Origin of the sequence: Actinomadura soli, from assembly GCF_005889715.1 — a bacterium.
Taxonomy (GTDB): Bacteria; Actinomycetota; Actinomycetes; order Streptosporangiales; family Streptosporangiaceae; genus Spirillospora; species Spirillospora soli.
In genome coordinates, this window is record NZ_VCKW01000045.1 from 1 (window position 1) to 19,514 (window position 19,514).

Consider the following 19,514-nt stretch of genomic DNA (forward strand, 5'->3'; position numbering starts at 1 on the left):
GCGTAGGGGAGGGGTAGGGAGTGAGCAGGGCTGCGCGAGGAGCCGGCTCACCGGGCGCCGGCGCGACCGGCCACCCTGACCCGAATGAGTTTCACATTTTCTCGCCTCCGCCGCCCCTATCCGGCGGCTCAGCTGATCATCTGGTGGATTTGGGATACGGGCCGGGTAATGGCGGGTGAACCGAACTCGACTCGGCCGCGACCGTCGCCGCCGCGGGAGTGGAAGCGGGCGCGGCGGGCGAAAACAGGACGCGCCGGACGCCCCGGTGCCATCCGGGCGCCCTGGATCGCTGACCGTCCGCTCGAAACAGGAAGATGTCCGTCATGATGCGCTCGACGGTGAAGTTCTGTGCCCCCGGTCGGATTTGAACCGACACTTCTACTCTTTTAAGGAGTATGCCTCTACCGTTGGGCTACGGAGGCGGAGCGCATGTCCCTGTCCCCCGTGACCTGGGGGGACGGGTCGCGTGGCCTGAAGCCGGGCGGTTACCGGGCCCTGGGTGCCGCGCGGGCATCGCCGCTCCGCGCGCACCGTCCTCCGGCCCCTGCCCAAGGGGCAACCCCCGCACAACGGGCAATGGAGGAGCCCCGCCCGGCTCCTTTTCCGGCCGGATCCGGCCGCCCGCCGCCCGTATCCGGCTCCCTCCCGGTCAAGCCCCCGACACGTTCCCGGTGGTATCCCGCCATACCGAAGTCCCCGTCATGACGTTTTGTGTTCGCAATGTGACTATTGCCGGTCCTGGCTGATCATCCGTGCTAACCAGGTTGCCCTGGAAGGCGCATGGGTGCCGTATATTTTCCGTATAGGACCGATGTCATCCTCGACGGTGGGACCGGAACCCGAAGAGCGGTACGAGTGATCGCTCCTGACAGGGCCGGTTAGGGGATCAGATGGAATTCCGCATCCTTGGACCGCTGGAAATAGCCGTGGACGGCCGTCCCCTCGGTGCGGGCGGGCCGCAGCAGCAGGCGGTGCTCGCCGCGCTGCTGCTGGCGTCCAACCAGGTCGTCCCGATCGATCGGCTGGTGGACGCCGTCTGGTGGACCTCGCCCCCGTCCGCGAGGGCGAACGTCCGGGGATACATCGCCGCGCTGCGCCGGATGCTGCGCGCCGCGGGCGAGCCCGCGGACCGCCTCGTCACCCGGTCGCCCGGCTACCTGCTCCGCGTCGAGCCGGGCGAGCTCGACCTGTTCCGGTTCGAGGAGGCGTTCGCCAGGGGAGAGAAGGCGCTGCTCGCCGGCCGGGCGGAGCAGGCCGCGCAGGACTTCGCCGAGGCGTCGCGCCACTACCGGGGGCGGCCGCTCGAAGCGATGCCGCTGGGCGCCCCGCTGCAGGCCGACGTGGAGCGGCTGGAAGAGCGAAGGCTCCTCCTCATGGAGCAGTACGCCGACGCGTGCCTGCTGCTCGGCCGCTCGGACGCGCTCGTCCCCGACCTGCGGCGGCTCGTGGCGCGCCATCCGCTCCGTGAGCGGCTGTGGGAGCGGCTGATGCTCGTCCTGTACCGGATGGGCCGGTCCGCCGACGCGCTCGACGCGTACGCGCAGGTCCGCCGGCATCTCGCCGACGATCTGGGCATCGACCCCGGGCCCCGGCTGCGGTCGCTGGAACGGCGGATCCTCAACGGCGACCCGGCGCTGGACAGCTCGCCGCCCCGGCCCGGCTACGTCCCGGCGGGTGACGGCGGCGAGGGGGCCGGACGGCCCCCGGGCGCGGCGCCCGGCCCGGCGCCCGCCGCGACGGGCACGCTGCGCCAGTTCCCCATGGACATCGTCGAGTTCACCGGCCGGGAGGCGGAGCTGCACGCCCTGAACCGTCTCGCCGACGGCGCGGGCGGCCGCGGCGACACCGCGCTGACGGTGATCGCCATCGAGGGCATGGCCGGGGCCGGCAAGACCCGCCTCGCCGTCCGCGCCGCGCACCAGATCGGCTCCCGCGGCCGTTTCGGCGCGGTGCAGCTGTGGGCCGACCTGCGCGCCATGGACCCCGAGGTCCCCGCCGCCGACCCGGCCGAGGTGCTGGAGACGTTCCTGCGGCAGCTCGGCGTCCCCGCCGCGCGGATCCCGCCCGACCTGGAGTCGAGGGCCGCGCTGTACCGGGACCGGCTGCACGGCCGCCGCGCCCTGGTGATCCTCGACAACGCCACCGACGAGGCCCAGGTGGAGCCGCTGCTCCCGGGCGACCCGACCGGCCTGGTGCTGATCACCAGCCGGCGGAGCCTGGCCGGGCTGGACGGCGTCCACCGGCTGCGGCTGGCCGTGTTCGCGCCGCCGGAGTCCCGCGACCTGCTCGGCCGGATCGCGGGCCGCGAGCGGGTCATGGCCGACCCCGCCGCCGCCGCGCGGATCGCCGAGCGGTGCGGGCAGCTCCCGATGGCCGTGACCATGGCGGCGCGCCGGCTGCAGATCCGTCCCGCCTGGACGCTCGCCGAGTTCGCCGCCCGCCTGGAGGACGAGGGGCGGCTGCCGGACGAGCTGGAGTTCCGCAACCGCTCCATCAGCGCGTCGTTCGACCTGTCCTACCGCGCGCTGGCCCGCGACCAGCAGCGCATGTTCCGGCTGCTCGGCCTGCATCCCGGCGCGGACTTCACCCCGTCCTCCGCCGGCGCGCTGACCGGCCTGCCCGGCGAGCGGGCCGAGGCGCTGCTCGAAGCCCTCCTGGACGAGAACCTCCTCCAGCAGGCGTCCCCGGGCCGCTACCGGATGCACCCGCTGCTGCGCGTCCACGCCAGGCGGAAGGCGCACGAGCACGAGCCGGCCGACGAGCGCGACGCGGCGGCCGCGCGCGTGCTCGGCTGGTATCTCCGCGCCGCCCATTCCGCGGACCTGGTGCTGAACACCCATGACCGCGGCGTCCCGATCGAGCTTCCCGCCGGGCGCGGCGGGAGGGTCCCCGTGCCCGCCTTCGGCACGCGCACGGAGGCGCTGGCCTGGCTCGACGCCGAGTCGAGCAACTTCTCCGCCGTGATCAAGGCGGCGGCCGAGCACGGCCATCACGCGGTCGCGTGGCGGCTTCCGGCCGTCCTGCTGACGTTCTTCCGCCTCGGCCGGAGCCGGGACGGGTGGGTCACCGCGTACGAGATCGGGCTCGGCGCGGCGCGCACGCTCGACGACTGGCGCGGTGTCGCGTTCATGCTCAACGGCCTCGGCATGGCCTGCGGCGACGCGGACCGCTTCGGCGAGGCCATCGGCCACCACCGCGAGGCCCTGGCCGTGCAGCGCCGGCTCGGTGACCTGGTCGGCCAGGCGTGGAGCCTGAACCGGCTCGCCGTCGCCTACCTCGGCGCGCGGCGGCCGTCCAGCGCCATCGAGTGCTTCGAGGAGTCGGTGCGCATCTTCCGGCGCGTCGCCGACCCGCGCGGCGGCGCCGTCACGGCGCTCGCCCTGGGGTCAGGTGACGCCGACGGCGGCCATATCCGCATACGCGACGTCGTCACGTGCCCGAGCGCGGTCATGATCCCCGCGGCCGTCCGCACCGCACTCGGCGGCGCCTGAACGCGCCGTCCGGAAATACCGGATGCCGCGGCCCGTAATCCACGCCCGGTCCATTCTTCGGGAATGGACGGGTGAAAAGGGAAATCCGCTTTGCGGGACGGCGGTCAGTCGTCGATCCAGCCGTGCTTGTGGGCGATCTCGACGATGCTCCCGCGGATCTTGACGATCTGGGCGCCGGTGAGATCGGGCGCCTCGGCGAGCAGCACGTCGACGATCTCCCGGCTGAGCTCCTTGCGCGACAGGACGTCGCACAGCATGTCGTCGGGGGAGTCGCCCGCGTCGCCCGCGGGGGCCCGGTCGACCGCGGACGCGGAGCCGTTGGACGGCGAGCTCACCGCGCGCACCGCGAACGCCTTGAGGCCGCGCTCGCCCTCGGTCACCTCGAACTCGACCGCCGTGCCGGGCGAGAACGCCGCCTTGTCGTCGAGAAGCTCGTTCGCGTGGACGAACACGTCCTCGCCGCCGCCGTCCGGAACGATGAATCCGTAACCGCGGACTTCGTCGAACCTGAGAATCCTGCCTGAACGCACCGCCAGCCTCCACACGCCAACCAACAAGCCATACGCTGTTTCAATGATTTGCAGCCAACAGGATAGCACACGAATTCGCACCGGAATCGCTAATGCGATAGGCGAATGACGGGAAAATCGGGGTTTCCGCTCCGCCTCTGGGCGGGCGCGCGGCCGGCGGGCCGGGACGTCTGGGGAGAGGGTTGCAGGGTATGCCGAGCCCCGGCGTCCGCAGTATGCATTGCGTGCCAGAAAGACTCGCGTCCGTGACGGCGGGGTTGACGGAAGGCCGCGCAGGGTTCACCTTACTGAAAGGAAAGTTTCCTTTTGGGTCGGTCACCGGGCCGGCCCGCCTCCGCCTCCAGGTACGCCGCGTACGCCGTACCTCCCGCCAAGGAGAAGCAGGATGCCAAGGAAGACCAGCATCGCCGTGGCCGCGGCCGTGACCGCCGGGCTGCCGCTGGCGCTCACCGTGCCGGCGTGGTCGCACGGATACTCCACCGCCCCGCCGAGCCGCAGCTACCTGTGCGGACAGGGGAAGGTCCAGAACTGCGGCCAGGTCCAGTGGGACCCGGACGGCGTCGAGGGCCCGAAGGGGTTCCCGGCGCGCGGACCGGCCGACGGCAAGATCTGCGCCGCCGCCGACGGGCGCTGGGCGCCGCTCGACGACCAGCGCGGCGGCACCGGCTGGCCCGCGACGAAGGTGACGGCGGGCCAGAACCTCAGCATCTCGTGGCGCTTCACCGCCCCGCACTCCACCACGTCGTTCCGCTACTTCCTCACCAAGGACGGCTGGGACACCACCAGGCCCATCACCCGCGACACCCTGGACCTCGCGCCGTTCATCACCGCGAACCTGGGCGGGCGGCAGCCGTCCAACCCGACCGTCCACAGCGGAGCGCTCCCGCAGCGGCAGGGCAGGCACATCCTGCTCGCCGTCTGGGACATCGCCGACACCGGTAACGCCTTCTACCAGTGCATCGACGTCGACTTCGGCTGACGTCCCGCCCGCCATGCGCCAGGTCATGTAGCGGGCCACCGGGAACACCGGTCATCTAGCCGGTCACGCGCCGGCCCACCCGTCCCAGCGGGGCTTCGCGAGGGGCTCGGACGGTGGGCCGGCGCCGCCGTGCCGGGCCGCGGCCCCGCCGGATCGTCCCGGAACGGGTGACAACGAGGCTGATAGGCTGCGAGGCTTTGCTCGTGCTCCGGCCACCCCCGCGGGGTGGCCGGGGTGTCTTCAGGCCGGAGCGCCTCGCGGCGCGGCGAGGGACATCAAGGAGGCGACGGCTGTGACCGTCTCGATGGTGAAGGGCCAGCGGATCTCGCTGGAGAAGCCCGGCGGTGCGCTGAGCATGGTCCGGATGGGGCTGGGCTGGGACGCGGTGAAGAAGAAGGGCTTCTTCGGCTCGCGGGAGCGGGACATCGACCTCGACGCGTCCTGCGTCATCTTCGCCGACAGCGCCCTGGCGGACGTGGTCTATTTCGGCAAGCTGACCAGCGACGACGGGTCCGTCCGGCACACCGGCGACAACCTGACCGGGGCGGGCGACGGCGACGACGAGTCCGTCATCGTCGACCTGAGCCGGCTACCGGTGCACGTCACGTCGCTGGTGTTCACCGTCAGCTCCTTCAACGGGCAGACGTTCAACGAGGTGGAGAACGCGTTCTGCCGGCTGGTCAACGAGATGGACGGCGGCGAGATGGCCCGGTACACGCTGACCGGCGGCGGCGCCCACACGGCCATGGTGATGTCCCGGATCTACCGGCACGGCGACGGCTGGAAGATGAACGCGATCGGCGAGCCGTGCCACGGCCGCACGTTCGAGGACATGCTGCCGGTGATCGCCAACCACGCCTGACCGCCCGATGACCGACCTCTCCCGCGGCGCCAACGCGCCGCTGCCCGCCCGGCGGGTGACCGCCTCCGTGTCCTGCGCCGTGCCGGTGGACGTCAGCGCCCTGCTCGTGGGCCCGGACATGCGCGTGCGCACCGACTCCGACCTGGTGTTCTTCAACGCCCCCGAGGCGCCCGGCGTGCGCTGGGCGGACGGCGGCGGACGCCAGCGCGTCGACCTCGACCTCGACGCCGTCCCCGCCGACGCCCACGCGGTGCTGATCGCGGTCAGCCTGACCGGGGCGTCGACGTTCGGGGCGATGCCGCCGCCGCAGGTGCGGCTCACCGGGGACGGCGGCGCCCCGCTGGCGGTGTTCGCCGTCCAGGGCCTGGGCCCGGAGAAGGCGATCATCGGGCTCGAGGTCTACCGGCGCGACGACCGGTGGAAGGTCCGCGCCGTCGGGCAGGGCTACGCCGGCGGGCTGGCCGAACTGGTCGAAGCGCACGGCGTCGAGGTGGACGACCCGGGCGACGCCGATGACGCGAGCGGTACGGGCGCGCCGGAGCCCGCCATGGCCGCTCCACCGCCCGGCCCCGCCGTCGGAGCCCCGCCCCCGCGGACGCCGCCGCAGGGGACGCCGCCGCAGGGGACGGCGCCGCAGGGGACGCCGCCGCCGCAGGGGATGCCGACGCCGCAGGCGGCGCAGCCGCCGTCCGGGAACGAGGTCGGCTACCTCGAACGGTGCTGGCTGGTCTGGGAGGACGCCAGCCGCTCGCTCGCCTCCTTCCGCGCGTCCACCGAGCACGCGCTGACCCTCCGCAACGAGGAGATCGCCGGACGGGCCCCGCACGGCCGCTTCGAGCAGCTCATGGCGGCCGCCAACCAGCGGCTGAGCGCCGACGCCGGGCAGCTCCGCGACGAGCTGGCCCGGGTGGAGCCGCAGGTCACCGCCGAGGTCGCGCCGTTCGACTCGCCGTCCTGGCTGACCTGGCAGCCGAGCGTGGACCTGACCGAGGGGATGCTGGCGGGCCGGCTGTCCACCGCCGAGCTGCCCGACCTCCGGGTGCCGCTGATCCTGCGGCTGCCGTGGCGGCGCGCCGTGTGGATCTCGCAGGGCACGATGCCCGGCGACTCCGCCGCCTACGCCTGGTCGCTGGTGACCCGGTTCCTGGCCGCCGTCCCGCCCGGGCTCGTCGGCCTCGAGGTGATCGACGCGGCGGGCCTGTCGGGCGCCGGCTGGCTGCACGGGTTCGACCCGGTGATCAGCACCCGGCTGCTCGGCGGCGGCGTGGCGACCGGGCCCGCGGCGGCCGAGCGGCTCCGGCGCCTGCTCGACCTGGTGGACCTGCGGCAGGTCGGCGGCGGGCAGGACGGCGAGCTGCCGTCCGGGCTGGCGGAGGGGCCGCCGGTGCGGCTCGCGGTGATCCTCGACGCCGGGGCCGCGCTCGACGGCGAGGACGCGCACCACCTGCTGCGCCTGGTGGAGGACGGCCCGCTGGTCGGCGTCCCGGTGCTGATGGTCGAGACCGACACCCCGGCGGCCGAGACGGTCCGCGCGATACGGGTCCGGCAGTACTGCAACAACCTGCCGTCCAGCGAGGGCAGTATCGCCGACTCGTGGGTCGGCACCGACTGGACGCTCACCCCCGAGGTCCTCCCGGACGCCGGCGACGGTTCACGCGCCCCCGCGCTGCTGGCCCATGTGCTCGGCGTCCACGCGCGCACCCTCGCGTCCTACGACTAGCGAACCCCCGTGACCGGGCGCCGGACGCCCCCGCGCAGGGCGGGAGCGTCCGGCGGCACCGGGTCAGCTCGTGAACGGCGCGAGCTTGATCCAGAAGTTGCAGTGGTGCGGCCCCGAGATCTCGCGGGTCATGCGGCTGGTCCCGGCGGGCAGCAGCGACATCTGGGCCTCCTTCTCGGCGGTGAACGGCGCCCAGCGCGGGGTGCCGTTCACGTTCGGGTCACCGGTGCGGGCGAACCCCGTCCATTGGGACGTGAGCTGGTCCTGCAGGGCCAGCTGGTTGGGGTCCAGCGGGGGCTGGTTGGGGAACGTGCCGTGGTACAGGTAGCTGAACTCGCCGACATGGAACGCGCCGGCCGGCCTCGTCGCGTCGACGAAGGGCAGCGGCGGCGGGTTGGTGTCGTCGAACCGGTAGGCGTACACCGTGGTGTGCTTCGCGAGGCGCCGGTCGTTCAGCAGCGCCGGGCAGACCGACGTCGAGTCGGCGAGGACGGTCCGCGCCGCGATGAACGCCGCCGGCGCCGGGTACTGCGACAGCGGGTAGCGCTTCAGCACCTTGGGCGCGAACTCCCCGTACTGGCCGCGGACCTGCGCCTCGAACTCCGCGGGCGTCTCGGCGGGACGGATCTGCGACTCGTCCCTCGCCACGCCGTGGATGACCGGGACCTTGTTGAACTGCCCGGTGGCGAACGCCTGCCCGGGCGACATGGTCAGGGTCTTGCCGTCCACGATGGGCGCGAGCGTGCCGCTGTCGGGGCCGAGCCCGTTGCCGGCCTGGTCGAGCAGGGTCTGCACCGGCACCTGGCGCAGGCAGGCGGCGACGTCCGGGGCGTTCCCGCAGCCGACGGCCGCGGCGAAGCGCGCTCCGGCCTGCTGCGCCTCGGCCTGCGTCGGCAGCTTGGTCGCGCAGTCCTGGGCCTGCCAGGTGGCGTGGACGCCGCGCAGCGAGTTGTACTCGCCGCTCTCGATGATGCCCTTGTGGAACAGCCCGCTGCCGGTGGGCGAGGCCATGTTGGCGCACACGCTCGACCCTCCGGCGGACGGGCCGAAGATGGTGACGTTGCCCGGGTCGCCGCCGAACTTGGCGATGTTGCGCTTGACCCAGCCGAGCGCGGCCTGCTGGTCCTCGATCCCGTAGTTCCCGGCGTTCGCGCCCAGGGCGGAGTGGGACAGGAACCCGATGATGCCGAGCCGGTACCGCACCTCGACCTGGACGACCTTGCCGACCTTGGCGAGCCGGGTCCCGTTGGACGGGGTCCCGAGCCGGAACCCGCCGCCGTGGAACTGCACCATGACGGGAAGCGGTCCGCTGCCGGCCTCCTCCGGCACGCGGACGTCCAGCTTCAGGCAGTTCTCATCGGTCGAGCCGGGGCGGAAGTCGGCCGGCTGCGGGCACGCGCTGCCCGGTTCGGTCGCCTGCACCGGTGCCGTCCATCCGGGATGTCGCGCCGGTGCCTCCCAGCGGAGGGCGCCGACGGGCGGGGCGGCGTAGGGGACGCCGAGCCAATTCTTGATCCCGTCGCCGTCGAGGCCGCAGACGGGCCCGCTGTCGGTCTGCACAAGGGTGCCGTCCGAGCACGGCGGCGGGGCGGCGGACGGGGCCGCCGTCGCCGTGTTCGCCGCGGTCAGTCCGGCTCCGGCGAGGATGATCGACGCCGTCACCTTCAGCGCCGTCTTAAGGGCTTTGCTGGGTCTCATTGGGGGTCCTCCGGTCGAGACCGTGTGGAAACCTGGCTGCCCTGATCATTGCATCGTCGTTCGATACGAAGTGATATCTGACTTGACTCTGTCGTGTATCGGGATTTCGCCGTCAGGTTTTGGTCCTGATCATGCGCTGGGGCGGGGCCTGAGGATCATGCGGATGTCCTCGGCGGCCCACAGTACGAAGCGTTCGATAGGCGTCACCGTCTGCTCGGGGACCAGGTGGAACCGGAAACGCTTCAGCAGAATGGCCAGCACGAGCTCCGCCTCGACCATGGCGAGCGCGGCCCCCTCGCAGCCGCGCGGGCCGAGCCCGAACGGGATGTAGGCGAGCCTCGGACGCCCGGCGGACGCCTCCGGGGTGAACCGGCCGGGGTCGAACCGCTCGGGCTCGGGCCAGTAGCCGGGGTTCATGTGGACGGCCCAGAACGGGTAGAAGATCGTCGTGCCCGCGGGGACGGTGTACTCGCCGAGCACGAGGTCCTCGGTGGTCTCCCGCGCGCCGTACGGGCCCGGCGGGTAGAGCCGCATCGCCTCCTTGACCACCCTCTCCAGGTAGGGCAGCTCCCTGAGGTCGCCGTAGTCCGGCGCGGCGCGGCCGCCGAGGACGCGGTCCAGCTCGGCGGCGGCGCGTGCGGCGGCGTCCGGGTGCCGGGCCAGCAGGTACAGCGTCCAGGAGATGGCGACGCCGGTGGTGTGATGGGCGGCCAGCATGGTCATCAGCACCGAGTCGCGGATCCGCGCGGGCGGCTCGCCCGCCTCGACCAGCGCCGCGATCATGTCGCTGCGATCGGCCGCCGCCCCGGACGTCCCATGCGTCCCGTGCGCGGCGAGGACGCGGTCGACGGTGGCGCGCAGGTAGGCCAGCGCCTCGTCGGCGCGGACACGGCGCTCCTCCGCGTCCCCCGGCACGTCGGCGTGGTACAGCCGCGCCAGGTACTCGGTGAGGACGTCCTCGAACGCGGACACGACCCGTCCGGCGGACTCCTCCGACTCCAGGCCGCTGCCGAGCGCGTACTCGCAGATCATGCGGAGCGACAGCTCGCTCAGGTCCTTCTGGAGCGCCACGGCCTCGCCGGAGGCGGCGCGCGCGGCCCAGCGGCCGGCCAGCTCGGACGTCAGCGCGGTGAACCGCGCGAAGTGCGCCTCGTGCGAGGGACGGCCGGCCAGCACCGACAGCATCACCCGGCGCCACGGGCCGTGCTCGGCGGCCGGCATCGTCTGCAGGTTCCCCGACTCCTGGAGCGGCGCCAGGAACGCGAACAGCTCCTCCGGCCGCTTGTCGATCTTCGCCGTGGCCTCCAGCAGCACCGGGTCGGCGACCGACACCGCCACGTCCGCGCCGGGCAGCGGGAACCGGACGACCGGCCCGTACTCGGCGTGCAGCTTCAGCTGGTAGGTGTGCAGCCCGCCCGCCGCCACGATCGCGGCGGCGCCGTCGTCCTCCAGGGGCGGTCCGGGGATCCGCGATGTGGTGCTGCCGTCGCCGCGCATCACGTTCTCCCGCGTCCTCCCGCGTCGGGGCCGTCGACTCGCCATGCTTACACGATCTGGCCTGATTCGCGAGGGTTGAGGGGATCGGTACCGGTCAGCGGGCGAGGTGGCGGGCGCCGTCCCGCGCCCGGTCGGCGGGGATCGCGAAGCCGATGCCGATCGACCCGCCGCCGTCCCGCATCAGCGTCGCGATGGCGGTGTTCACGCCGACGACCTCGCCGCGCGTGTTGACCAGCGGCCCGCCGGAGTTCCCGGGGTTGATGGACGCGTCGGTCTGCAGCGCGTTCCCGACGCCGCCCTGGCCGATGCGCACCCTGCGGTTCAGCGCGCTGACGATGCCGCTGGTGACCGTCCCCTGGAGGCCGAGCGGGGAGCCGAGCGCGAGGACCTGGTCACCGACCCGGACGTCGGAGAAGCGGCCGAACGCCAGCGGCGCGGGGCTGGCACCGGCGGGGATCGCCAGCACGGCGAGGTCGAGGGCGCGGTCGGAGCCCGCCACCCGCGCCTGGATGCGGCGCCGGTCGGCCAGCACCACGGTGACCGCGCCGCCGCCGTCGACGACGTGCGCGTTGGTCAGCACGTGCCCCTGCCGGTCGATCACGAACCCGGACCCGGTGCCGCTCGCGCCCCCCGACCGCACCTCGATCGACACCACGCTCGCCCGCACCCGCGCCGCCACCTCGCTGAGGTCCCCGGCCCCGCCGTTCACCGGCCCGGCCTCGGCCTGCGGCAGCGCCGCCGGAGCCGGGACCCCGGCGGTCACCCGTCCCGCGACGGCCCCGGCCAGGCCACCGGCGAGCAGAGCGGCGAGCACGGCCGCGACGACCGCCCGCCCGGCGCCGCGGCCCCGGTCCCGGCCCGGCTCCTCGTAGGCCGGCACCGTCCACGGGGCCGTCGGCGCCGGACGCCTGAACGGATCGTCCTGCGGCCACGTACGGGGAGGCGGAGGCGACAGGAAGCCGGTGCCGCGCGGCTCGCCCAGCCCGAACCGGGAGTCGTCGTACCGGTCGTATCGAGCGTCCTCGTACCAAGGGTCGGCTTGCCGTGGGTAACTCATAGGGCTCCTCACGCTCAGGTCTCACTGGTCAGTACTCCGCGGCCCATGCGTTTCGTTCAGGGCAGGAATGAGAACCAGAAGAGACCCGGACGTGAGGAACGGCTCAGGCGGAGTGGACGACCCGTCCGCCCGCGAGGGTGAGGGTGGGCGTGATCTGCTGCAACGCGTCGTCGTCGGCGGTGAGGACGTCCCCGTCCAGGACGACGAGGTCCGCGAGGCTGCCCGGGGTGATGGTGCCCTTGCGGTCCTCGGCGTTCTCGATGTAGGCGGGGGCGGTCGTCCAGAGCCGGATCGCCTGCTCGCGGGTGAGGCGCAGGTCGGCCGGCACGTCCGAGTACGGTCCGGGGGCCGCGCCCGCGAACGTGGCGATGCCGCGCCGCCAGTCGGGATAGGTGACCGGCGCGTCCGAGCTGTCGGCGACGTGCACCCCCGCGGCGAGCAGCGCACCGGCAGGGAACGCGCGGGACCACCTTTCCTCACCGATGGCGCGCGTCATGGACGCGCCGCTGTGCGACTTCATCAGCGAGCTGGTGATCACGCTGATGTCGTGCTCGGCGAGGCGGGCGTAGGAGTCCTCGGAGAGGAGCGTGCCGTGCAGGAGCGCGTGCCGGGCCCTCGGCCACGGGTCGGCCTTGAGCGCGCGGATGATCCCGTCGGTGGCGGCGTCGGCCGCCCGGTCGCCGGTGACGTGCACCTGGACCTGGAGCCGGTTCCGGTGCGCCAGCTCGATCATGCGGAGGAGTTCCTCGTAGCGGGCCTCGTCGTCGTCGCCGGGGGTGATGAGGTGGCCGTGGTCGCCGGACGGGTACGGGTCGTGCAGCCACGCGGTGCACTGCGTGGGCACGCCGTCGGCGAACAGCTTGCAGCCGCCGACCCGGAGCCAGTCGTCGCCCAGCCCGGTCGACAGGCCCGCGTAGGCGAGCGCCTTCTCCAGCCGGTCGGACGAGCTGGCAGGGGAAGGCCAGTCCCAGTGCATCAGCGTGTTCACCCGGACCGTCATCCGGCCGTCCCTGCGCAGGGTGGTGTAGTCGCGCAGCAGCTCGGGCCAGACGATCGGGTCGGTGACGCTGGTGATGCCGAGCGCGTTCAGCTTCCGCATCGCGGTCTCGATCGCGTCCAGCCGCTCCTTCTCGGAGTGGTCCGGGACGTGCTTGTCGATCAGCCCCTTCGCCCCTTCGAGCAGCAGGCCGGTCGGCTCGCCGTCCGGGCCGCGGACGATCTGCCCGCCCACCGGGTCCGGGGTGTCGCGGGTGATGCCGACGATCCGCAGCGCGGCGCTGTTCACGAGCACCGAGTGGCGGGAGGCGTGGTGCAGGACGGTCGGCCGGTCCCCGGTGACCTCGTCGATGAGGGAGCGGTGCGGGCCGGGGACGTCGGCGTCGAACTCGGGGATGTTCGCCTCCCGCCAGCCTTCGCCGATCAGCCACCGGCTGCCGCCGGGTCCGGGCGGCCCGCCCGCGAGCGCCTCGGTCAGCGCGCCGAGCGAGTCGATGCCGTTCAGGTCGACCGAGAACGGCGGCCCCGACAGGCCGAACAGCGCGAGATGCAGGTGCGCGTCGTTGATCCCCGGCAGCACCGTCCGCCCGGCGAGGTCGATCACCTCGGTGGACGGCCCCGCGAGCGCCCGGACGTGGTCGTCGTCGCCGACCGCCACGATCCGGTCCCCGGCCACCGCGACGGCGGATTCGACCGCGAACCCGGCGTCGACGGTGAGGACCTTGCCGCCGAGCAGCACCTTGTCGGCATGTTCAGCCATGTCACCAGCCCGTTTCGAGAATGTCGTCAAGTGTGTCGGTGAACTCGTCGGCGTCCGCCCGGGTGAACGTCAGCGGCGGCTTGAGCTTGAGGATGTTCCAGGCCGGGCCCGTCGGATACACCAGGACGCCCTCGTCCTTGAGCCGCTCGCAGATGATCAGCGTCTCGTCCGAGGCGGGCTCCTTCGTCGCGCGGTCGAGGACGAACTCGACGCCGCTGTAGAAGCCCTGGCCGCGGACGTCCCCGATCAGCGGGTGCCGTTCGGCGAGCCCCGCCAGCCGGTCGCGCAGGTACTGCCCGACGACCAGCGCGTTGTGCTGCAGGCCCTCGTCCTCGACGATGTTCAGCAGCTCCAGGCCGACCGCGCAGGCGACGGGGTTGCCGCCGTAGGTCGAGAAGAACCGCCCGGTCGGGTCGAACGCCCGGGAGATCTCGCGGGTGGTGACCATGGCCGCCATCGGGAAGCCGTTGCCCATGGCCTTGCCCATCGTCACGAAGTCGGGGACGACGTCCGGGCCCTGCGTCTGGAAGCCCCAGAACGCCTCGCCCAGCCGCGCGAACCCGACCTGCACCTCGTCGGCGATCGTCAGCACGCCGCGCTCGGCCGCCGCGGCGAAGATCGGCGCGAGGTAGCCGGGCGGCAGCACCACCTGGCCGCCGCCCGCGAGCAGCGCCTCGAACAGGTACGCGGCGGGGGCGCGGCCCTCGGCGGCGAGCCGGTCGAACGCGTCGATCACGTGCTGGGCGTACTTGGCGCCGGCGTCCGGGTCGTCGTAGCCGTACGCGCCGCGGTACCGGTCGGGGTTCGGGGTCGGGTGCGTGGTGTCCGGCTTGCCGTAGTGCTTGTAGCGGGACGGGCTCACGTCGGAGACGACCGAGGTGTAGCCGTGGTAGGCGTCGTCGATGATGACGACGTCGTCCCGCTTCGTCAGGTAGCGGGACATGCGCAGCGCCAGGTCGTTGGCCTCGCTGCCGGAGTTGACGAAGTAGACGACGTCCAGGCCGTCCGGGAGCGTCGCGGTGAGCCGCTCGGCGTACTCGGTGAGCGTGTCGTACACGAACCTGGTGTTGGTGTTCAGCCGCCCGAGCTGGCGTGACGCCGTCTCCACGAGCCGGGGATGGCTGTGCCCGACGAGGGTCACGTTGTTGAGGGCGTCCAGGTAGGAGCGGCCCTCCTCGTCGTAGAAGCGGCAGTCCCGGGCCCTGACCATGGAGATCGGCCGCTTGAAGTACATCGGGTGGCTGTCCGGCAGATGGGTGCGGCGGCCCTCCAGCGCCTTGCCGATCCCGGACGTCCATGGGGCGACCGCGTTCTGGGCGCCGAGCAGCGGCGTCGGGTCCGGGAAGAGGCCCTGCCACATCGCCGTCTCCGAGTCGGGGACGGCGGCGGGAACGCCCGTCCACCCGTCGAGCGGCGCGGCGGCCACCTGGACGCGGACGTGCGGAGGCAGCGCACCGCCCGGCGCGATCCGCCCGATCCGACCGCCTGCCGCGATCTCGTCGCCGGCAGACGCCGGGTCGGTCAGGCCCGTGTAGAGCGTCCTGAACCGGACGCCTTCGACGGGCTCGTGCAGGAGGACCAGGTCGACTCCGGCGATGTCCGCCGCCTCGACCCGGCCGGGCAGGGGCGTGCGGACGGCCGTGCCCGCACCGGCGAACAGGTCGATTCCGAGGTGGACGTTGGCGGGCTCGTCCGGCCCTGTGCCGCGGCGGCGGCGCGGGGCCAGGAAGCGCGGCTCGCCGTACCGTCCCACCGGCACGCCCGGACGGCGGCGCAGGATCTCCGCCCCGGCGGCGGCGCGGAGCGCGTCGTGATCGCGCGGATCGGCGCCGTCGTAGATCGCGGACGAGGCGCTGAGGTCGACCGGGGCGAGCGAGCCCTCGACCGGGGCCACCGCGGACGCCGCGTTCTCCGCCAGCCAGGCCGTGACCGCGGGCCCGGCGGGGTGCGCGGGCAGCCCGCAGGCGTGCCTGACGGCGGCGCGTCCCACGTCCGCCGGGATCTCCGAGAGCGTGCGCACGAGGTCCGCGGCGGCGGCCGACCGGTGCCGCGGGTCGCCGTGCCGCCGTTCCGCGTCGAGCCGCGCGGCGGTGACCGCGACCGTCGCGGACCGCACCGCGACCAGCGGGAACAGCAGGTCCAGCTCGGCCTCGGCCAGCGGGCGGGCGTCGTGGTAGGCGACGGCGAGCGTCGCCAGGACGTGCAGGGGGCTCGCGGTGCCGCGCATCACGCTGGACGCCAGCACCGCCAGGTCCGCGATCCGCGCGGTCGGCAGCGCGTCCCCGAAGTCGATCACGCCGGCGACGCGGCGCCGCCCGCCGTCCCGCCGGACCAGGATGTTGAACGCGTTGAGATCGTGATGGACGATCGCCACCGGCAACCCGGGCAACTTCTCGTCCAGCAGCGGCAGGTACCGGTCGCGGATCGCGACGGCGGCGGCCCGCAGCGCGGCGTCGCCGACGTGCCCGATCGACGCGGCCAGCACCGCGCCCGCGTGCGGGAACTCCCAGTAGTGCGGCGCCGGGGGATCGGGGTGGACGAACGCCGCCGTGGCCGCGGTCAGCCGCCCGGCCGCCGCGCCCACGTCCGCCAGCAGCTCGGCCGACCGGCGCCCCACCTCCGCCAGCGGCGTGCCCGGAACCCAGGTCAGCAACCGGACCGGCAGCTCGCGCCCGCCGTCGGACACCGATGTGACCGGCGCGCCCGACACGTCCGCGACGGCCCGGGGCATGACCACGCCCAGGTCCTGCTCCGCGAGGTGCGCGAGCAGCGCCGTCTGGAACTCGATCGCCCGGCGGTCGGCGGGGCCGCTGACCTTGAGGACGTACTCGGCGCCGGTGGCGTCCACGACGTGGGTGTTCTGGTCCGTCTCCCCGGCGAGCCGCCGCAGGGACGCGGCGTCGAGCCCGTAACGGTCGCGCAGGATCTCCCGTAGCCGCTCGTCGGCGAGTTCCGGGACGCCCGCGGTGATCCGCTCGAAGCGCTGATCGGGTTTGGCGTCCTCGGTGGGGACTCCCATAGGAAAAGCCAGCTCCTCGTGGTCGGGGTCAGGTACCGGCGGGGGCGCCCAGGGGCTCGGCGGCGCGGCCCGAGGTCGGCTCGTCGGCGGGGTCGGCCACGATCGACTGGTGCTCCGGGTCCCAGCTCACCGTGACCTCCTCGCCCGGCACCGCCGGGAGGGACCGGCCGGCGAGGCGCATGGCCGAGCCGCTCGTGCCGTCCGGGAACCGCAGCCCCACCTGGTGGTGGTTGCCGACGTAGACGATCTCGGTGACGGTGCCGCGCACCTGGTTGTGCCCGGCCGGCACGGCGGCCGCGTCGGTGTGCAGTTCGAGCCGCTCGGGACGGATGACGGCGACCCCGTCGCTGCCGTCGAGCCGGGCGTCCAGCCGCGGGGCCCGCGGCGTGAAGCCGCCGCACCGCAGCACCCCCGCGGAAACGTCGACGGTGCCGCGGAAACACGTCGACTCGCCCAGGAACTGCGCGACGAACAGCGTCTCCGGCCGCTCGTACAGCTCGGACGGGGTGCCGACCTGCTCCACCCGGCCCTCGTTGAACACCGCGATGCGGTCGGACAGGGTGAGCGCCTCGTGCTGGTCGTGGGTGACGAAGATGAACGTCATGCCCAGCTCCCGGTGCATCCTGGCGATCTCGCGCTGCAGCTCGTCGCGGAGCTTGCGGTCCAGGGCGCCGAGCGGCTCGTCCATCAGCAGGGCGCGCGGGTGGTACACGACGGCGCGGGCGAGCGCGACGCGCTGCTGCTGCCCGCCGGACAGCTGGCTCGGCAGCCGGTCCGCGTACTCCTCCAGGTGGACGAGCTTCAGCGCCTCGCCCACCTTGGCGGCGATCTGCGCCTTCGACATCCTCCGCTGCTGGAGCGGGAACGCGATGTTCTTCGTGACGGTCATGTGCGGGAACAGCGCGTACTGCTGGAACACCACGCCGAGGTTCCGCTTGTGGGGCTTCTGCCGGGACACGTCCCGCCCGTCGATCTCGATCTTCCCGCCGGACACCGAGACGAACCCGGCGAGCATCGACAGCATCGTCGTCTTGCCCGACCCCGACGGGCCCAGCAGGGTGATGAACTCGCCGTCCGCGATGTCGAGGGAGACGTCGTCCACGGCCGGCCGGGACGTGCCCGAGTAGACCTTCGAGACGCCCGCGATCCGGATCCCGGGGCTGCTGCTGTTGTCGGATTGGCTCATGATGTGCTCCGCTTGCGGCGAACGAACTGCGGCATCAGCAGGACGATGCTGGTCGCCACCACCATCAGGCTGGACGCCGCGGCGATGGTGGGGTCGATCTCCAGCGTGATCGAGTTGTACATCTGGACGGGCAGCGTCTGGATGTCGGGCGTCTGCAGGAACAGCGCGATGACGACCTCGTCCAGCGACATGACGAACGCGAACACGAACCCCGACAGCACGCCCGGTGCGACGAGCGGCACGGTGATCCGGAAGAACGTCGTCCAGGCGGTGGCGCCGAGCGTCGCGGCGGCGGTGTCGAGCGTCCGGTCGTAGCCGGCCAGGCTGGTCGACATGACCGTCACCACGAACGGCAGCGCCATCACGGTGTGCGCGACGACGTACCCGAGGGCGGTGCCGTTGAGCTGCCACTTCAGGAACACGCCGTAGATCGCGACCGCGACCACGATGCTCGGCACGATCAGCGGCGCCAGCATCAGCGAGCGGATCGCGCCGCGCCCGCGGAAGCCCGCCCGGTTCAGGCCGAACGCCACCGCGACGCCGAGGACGGTCGCCGTCACCGCGACGAGCAGCCCGATCTGCACCGACGTCAGCAGCGAGCGCATCCACCGCTCGGAGGTGAAGAACGACTCGTACCAGCGCAGCGACCAGCCCTCCGGCGGGAACTGGAACGTGGTCCCGGAGGAGAAGCTCATCGGGATGACCACCGCGGTCGGCGCGATCAGCAGCAGCCCGATCAGGCCGACGACGATCTTCAGGCCCCAGCCGAGACCGCCGTCCCGCCCGGCCCGCACGCCGGGCTTCAGTGCGCTCTCACTCATTGGTCACCGCCTTCTCGGTCGTGGACGAGAGGTTGGCGAACCTCGACACCACGAACAGCGCCAGCAGCGTGATCGCCAGCAGCACCGTGCCCAGCGCGCCCGCGCCGCCGAAGTCGAGCAGGTCGGTCACCCGCGTCGCGATCAGCTGCGGGACGAGCGACTGCTGCGGCGAGCCCAGCAGCGCCGGGGTGACGTAGAACCCGAGCGTCAGGATGAACACGAGCGTGAACCCCGACAGCACGGCCGGCAGCGACAGCGGCAGGTACACCCGGGCGAACGCCCGCCAGCGCGGCGCGCCGAGGCTGGTCGCCGCGTCCAGCAGCCGCTTGTCGATGCCCTCCATCCCGCTGTACAGCGGGAGCACCGCGAACGGCAGCATGACCTGCACCATCGCCACCGCCACCCCGGCGACCGAGCCGAGCAGGACGACGCCGCCGATGCCGATCGCGGAGAACGCGTCGTCGATCAGGCCGCCGCGCTGCTCCAGCATGTACCAGGCGAAGTTGCGGGCCATCATCGACGTCCAGAACGGCAGCAGGACCACCACCGTCATCAGGTTCCGGGTGCGCGGGGTGACCCTGGTCATCGCGTACGCGTACGGGTAGGCGATGACGAGGGTGCAGGCGCCCACGATCAGCGCGGTGACGAGCGTCCGGGTCAGCACGGTGACGGAGACGCCGTCGTCCAGCAGCTTGGTGTAGTTGCCCAGCCCGGCGGACGGGTCGGTGAAGCTGCGCCAGATGATGTTGCCGAGCGGGTAGCAGAAGAACACCAGCAGCAGCGCGGTGGCGGGCAGGATGAACCAGCCCGCCGCCCGCCGCCGGGGCCGGCCGGCGAGGCCGGCCCCGTTGGTGACCGCCGCCGGCGGCGGCGCCGAGGTGGTCGGGGCGCTCATCGG

The 19,514-nt window shown here is 73.0% G+C and carries 13 protein-coding genes and 1 tRNA gene; 4 read left to right on the forward strand and 10 right to left on the reverse strand.

The annotated features are described in order from the left end of the window. Positions 1 to 349 precede the first annotated feature (349 nt). Positions 350 to 422 (reverse strand) — tRNA-Leu (locus ETD83_RS11570). 468 nt (positions 423 to 890) lie between these two features. On the opposite strand from ETD83_RS11570, the gene ETD83_RS11575 reads away from it, so the two are divergent. Then, the gene (locus tag ETD83_RS11575; protein ID WP_138645081.1) at positions 891 to 3,491 is read left to right on the forward strand and encodes an AfsR/SARP family transcriptional regulator; all 2,601 of its coding nucleotides are present in this window, start codon (positions 891 to 893) and stop codon (positions 3,489 to 3,491) included. Between the two features lie 104 nt (positions 3,492 to 3,595). Here the strand turns inward: ETD83_RS11575 and ETD83_RS11580 are convergent, their stop codons facing one another. Beyond that, positions 3,596 to 4,021, reverse strand: coding sequence for a cold-shock protein (locus ETD83_RS11580; RefSeq protein WP_138645082.1), 426 nt, complete (start codon positions 4,019 to 4,021; stop codon positions 3,596 to 3,598). A gap of 385 nt (positions 4,022 to 4,406) precedes the next feature. Between ETD83_RS11580 and ETD83_RS11585 the strand changes: the two genes are divergently transcribed. From ETD83_RS11585 to ETD83_RS11595, 3 genes are all read left to right on the forward strand, one after another. Next, positions 4,407 to 5,000 carry a lytic polysaccharide monooxygenase auxiliary activity family 9 protein gene (locus ETD83_RS11585; RefSeq protein ID WP_138645083.1) on the forward strand — a complete coding sequence of 198 codons (594 nt, stop codon included), beginning with the start codon at positions 4,407 to 4,409 and terminating at the stop codon, positions 4,998 to 5,000. Positions 5,001 to 5,292: 292 nt separating this feature from the next. Continuing rightward, entirely contained in the window at positions 5,293 to 5,862 is a 570-nt protein-coding gene (locus ETD83_RS11590; protein WP_138645084.1) for a TerD family protein, read from the forward strand. 7 nt (positions 5,863 to 5,869) lie between these two features. After that, positions 5,870 to 7,582 carry a TerD family protein gene (locus ETD83_RS11595; protein ID WP_138645086.1) on the forward strand — a complete coding sequence of 571 codons (1,713 nt, stop codon included), beginning with the start codon at positions 5,870 to 5,872 and terminating at the stop codon, positions 7,580 to 7,582. Between the two features lie 63 nt (positions 7,583 to 7,645). Here the strand turns inward: ETD83_RS11595 and ETD83_RS11600 are convergent, their stop codons facing one another. The 8 genes from ETD83_RS11600 to ETD83_RS11635 all read right to left on the reverse strand — a co-directional run bounded on the left by ETD83_RS11600 (position 7,646) and on the right by ETD83_RS11635 (position 19,511). Next, a complete protein-coding gene (locus ETD83_RS11600; RefSeq protein ID WP_138645087.1) occupies positions 7,646 to 9,280 on the reverse strand; it encodes a carboxylesterase/lipase family protein in 1,635 nt (544 codons plus the stop codon). 129 nt (positions 9,281 to 9,409) lie between these two features. Then, the gene (locus tag ETD83_RS11605; RefSeq protein ID WP_205717598.1) at positions 9,410 to 10,822 is read right to left on the reverse strand and encodes a cytochrome P450; all 1,413 of its coding nucleotides are present in this window, start codon (positions 10,820 to 10,822) and stop codon (positions 9,410 to 9,412) included. 49 nt (positions 10,823 to 10,871) lie between these two features. Next, positions 10,872 to 11,834 carry a S1C family serine protease gene (locus ETD83_RS11610; RefSeq protein WP_138645088.1) on the reverse strand — a complete coding sequence of 321 codons (963 nt, stop codon included), beginning with the start codon at positions 11,832 to 11,834 and terminating at the stop codon, positions 10,872 to 10,874. 103 nt (positions 11,835 to 11,937) lie between these two features. Further along, positions 11,938 to 13,590, reverse strand: coding sequence for an amidohydrolase (locus tag ETD83_RS11615; protein WP_138645090.1), 1,653 nt, complete (start codon positions 13,588 to 13,590; stop codon positions 11,938 to 11,940). A 1-nt stretch (position 13,591) separates the two neighbouring features. Beyond that, positions 13,592 to 16,609: an aminotransferase class III-fold pyridoxal phosphate-dependent enzyme gene (locus ETD83_RS11620; protein ID WP_138645091.1), complete on the reverse strand. Its 3,018-nt coding sequence runs from the start codon at positions 16,607 to 16,609 to the stop codon at positions 13,592 to 13,594. 28 nt (positions 16,610 to 16,637) lie between these two features. After that, entirely contained in the window at positions 16,638 to 17,795 is a 1,158-nt protein-coding gene (locus ETD83_RS11625; RefSeq protein ID WP_138645093.1) for an ABC transporter ATP-binding protein, read from the reverse strand. Beyond that, the gene (locus ETD83_RS11630; protein ID WP_138645095.1) at positions 17,792 to 18,616 is read right to left on the reverse strand and encodes an ABC transporter permease; all 825 of its coding nucleotides are present in this window, start codon (positions 18,614 to 18,616) and stop codon (positions 17,792 to 17,794) included. The genes ETD83_RS11625 and ETD83_RS11630 overlap by 4 nt, the downstream gene beginning before the upstream one ends. Continuing rightward, positions 18,609 to 19,511, reverse strand: coding sequence for an ABC transporter permease (locus ETD83_RS11635; protein ID WP_138645096.1), 903 nt, complete (start codon positions 19,509 to 19,511; stop codon positions 18,609 to 18,611). Before ETD83_RS11635 ends, ETD83_RS11630 begins: the two co-directional genes overlap by 8 nt. Between the last annotated feature and the right edge of the window lie 3 nt (positions 19,512 to 19,514).